We start from the raw sequence: 2,515 nt of genomic DNA, 5'->3' as shown, positions 1-2,515 counted from the left end.
CCTTCTGAGAGGTTTTAGGGACACTTTGCCTGAAGCAGATTGTAAAATGCCTTAAAACGCAAATATGAGCCTTCTGAGAGGTTTTAGGGACACTTGCTAAGCGATTTATGCCGAGAAAACTTTAGGCAGTAAGCTGAAGCGATTTAGACTAAACGTGTCTAGTCGTAAGACTGAAAGACGAGCGACTGGATACGTAGTCAAAAAATAGCGAAAGGTTACTTGCTGACTAAAGGAAATTGGAATAAAGAAAGCGGACTTGAAAAAGCTATGAGCAGGTGATAGACTTAAGTAAAATATTAAGTAAGTGAGGTGTTGGTATGGAAAGTATAGTTCCTGTGTCTGATATGCGTTATTATAATCAAACCTTAAGTGATGTTTCTGTAGGCTCTCAAGTTATTTTGACACGTAATGGAAAAGCGGAATATGCCGTTGTCGATATTGAGGAGTGGCGGAAAACTAAAGCGACTCTTAGGTTATTTAAGGAATTGCAAAAAGGATACCGCTCTTTGGCAAACGAAAAGACCTATACCCCTAATGAGTTGGCGGAACGTCTAGGGGTGGAATGATGCTTTATAATGTGATTACCTCTAGCGAAACAGTCCGAGATATTGAAGACGCTGTTTTTTACAAGGAGGGTTTGGGTATGTATCCTGAAAACATAGTAAAATTCAAACAAAGTGTGGTTGATGTTGTGCGAAAACTAGCTGATTCTCCAAAAACAGGAGCAAACTTGTCAGCGAGGGTAGAGGAAGAAACGAATGTGAAATATAGTGTAATTGACGATTATATTTTGTTTTACGAAATTGAGGGTGATGTTGTGAAAGTTCTTAGACTTTTGCCAGCAAAGTCCAATTGGATGAATACGATTTTGAAGTATTTGTAAAAAAAGACCTTTGGAGGTCTTTTTTTACAAACGTGGGAAAATTTGAGGGGGATTTTTCGTTAGAAAAATCCAAAATCTGGGGGGCTACTACGACCCCCCTTTTAAGTGCCGAGTGCCAACATCAAAAAAAAACACCTTTAAAGCTTAGAGCCTCAAGGGTTTAGACGAGGTCAACAAAAGTCAACAAATCGCCAACATTTTTGACGATTTTGGGCGATTTTTGTTGCTTTTTGTACATTTTTAAGAATTTCTATAAGTATATAGCTTTACAAAACAATACTTGTATGCTATACTTTTTTTAATAAAAATAAGGAGCGAAAACATGGAACAAAAAAAGAATGAAATGACTAGTATTTCTGTAAGAGTTCCTAAGCAACTTTATGCTGATTATAAAAAAGCATTAATGAGCGAGGGGAAAATAGTTACTTACGATTTAAGAAATCATATGAGTGATGTTATCGAAAGCAAGAAAGGACTTGGAAAATAAAAAAGAGAGCCACTGGTAATGGCTCATGTAATTATTTTCTGTAAGGTAATTATATAATATGGCAAAAGAAAAAGCAAGATACTTCACCTTCTTGCTATATCCTGAAAGTATCCCTGATGATTGGGAAATAAAGCTTGAATTACTTGATATTCCTATGGCAATAAGTCCACTTCATGATAAGGATGTAGATAAGAAAAACGGTGGTTTTAAAAAGCCACATTATCATGTTATCTATGTTGCTAAAAATCCAGTAACTGCTGAAAGTGTACGGTTAAGAATTAAGCGTACACTAGGGGATAAGAGTTTGTCTATTGTTCAGATAGTGAGAAAGAGCATGGAAAACATGTATCTGTATCTTACTCATGAGTCAAAAGACGCAGTTGCTAAGAAAAAACACGTATATCCAAAAAGCGATATTCAGTTGTTAAGCAATTTTGATATTTCAAGATACGTTACGCTCGACGTGGAAGAAAAAGATTATATTCTTGATGTTGTTTGCAACATGATTGATGAGCAAGGTCTTGCTAATGTTCGAGAGCTGAAAAGATTTGTTGGTCAACGTGGCAATGAATACGGTATTGATAGCATGAAAATTATTAACGAGGTTATTCGTTCGCATACTGGTTTGATTAGATTGTATTTTGATGCGGTCTATCAAGAACGTAAGTATGGCGGACAGAATATTGATTACGAAACTGGAGAGATTAAGTAATCAATATTCATAGGTTTGTGCTCATTCGCAAAAAATTCGCTCTATCGAGAGCGACCAGCAAACTATGATAGACTTAAAATTGTATTTGGAGGTTAAATTCAGGCAAGCAACGGATTTGTACACACAAATCCCAAAAACGTTGTTTTTGTCTTGTTAGGATTCTCCTAAAACCGTAATAAAAAAAGACCAGCATTTTTAAAAATACTGGTCTTTTTTTGATGTCATTGCATTCGATTTTTTTTACTCACTAGCGTTCGTATGATTTTATTTTTTAGTCGGAAATCATTCCACCTGAAAAAATAAAATGGCAATAGTTCAGTCGAGCGTAGCGACAAATTCAGATGACATCATCTGAATAAGGTTTTAGGCATCCTAATAAGCCGTTTAGGTGATTTGTGTGTACAAATCCGTTGCTTGCCTGAAGCAGATTGTA

Annotated in this window: 4 protein-coding genes; all 4 read left to right on the top strand. The window is 35.9% G+C overall.

Going from position 1 to position 2,515, the window contains the following annotated elements; genetic code table 11:
* Window positions 1-317: 317 nt before the first annotated feature.
* Window positions 318-566 carry a prevent-host-death protein gene (locus tag AKK44_RS00300; RefSeq protein WP_054278019.1) on the top strand — a complete coding sequence of 83 codons (249 nt, stop codon included), beginning with the start codon at window positions 318-320 and terminating at the stop codon, window positions 564-566.
* A 77-nt stretch (window positions 567-643) separates the two neighbouring features.
* A complete protein-coding gene (locus AKK44_RS00295) occupies window positions 644-883 on the top strand; it encodes a type II toxin-antitoxin system RelE/ParE family toxin (protein ID WP_236686632.1) in 240 nt (79 codons plus the stop codon).
* 322 nt (window positions 884-1,205) lie between these two features.
* Window positions 1,206-1,370, top strand: coding sequence for a hypothetical protein (locus AKK44_RS00290; protein WP_054278017.1), 165 nt, complete (start codon window positions 1,206-1,208; stop codon window positions 1,368-1,370).
* Between the two features lie 58 nt (window positions 1,371-1,428).
* Window positions 1,429-2,082, top strand: a complete 654-nt coding sequence (locus tag AKK44_RS00285; RefSeq protein ID WP_054278016.1) for a replication protein — start codon at window positions 1,429-1,431, stop codon at window positions 2,080-2,082.
* The last annotated feature ends 433 nt before the right edge of the window (window positions 2,083-2,515 follow it).

Origin of the sequence: Streptococcus phocae (assembly GCF_001302265.1) — a bacterium.
In the GTDB taxonomy this organism is placed as follows: Bacteria; Bacillota; Bacilli; order Lactobacillales; family Streptococcaceae; genus Streptococcus; species Streptococcus phocae.
The sequence above is the reverse complement of the archived record's forward strand: the minus strand, read 5'-3'. Positions and strand labels throughout refer to the sequence as shown.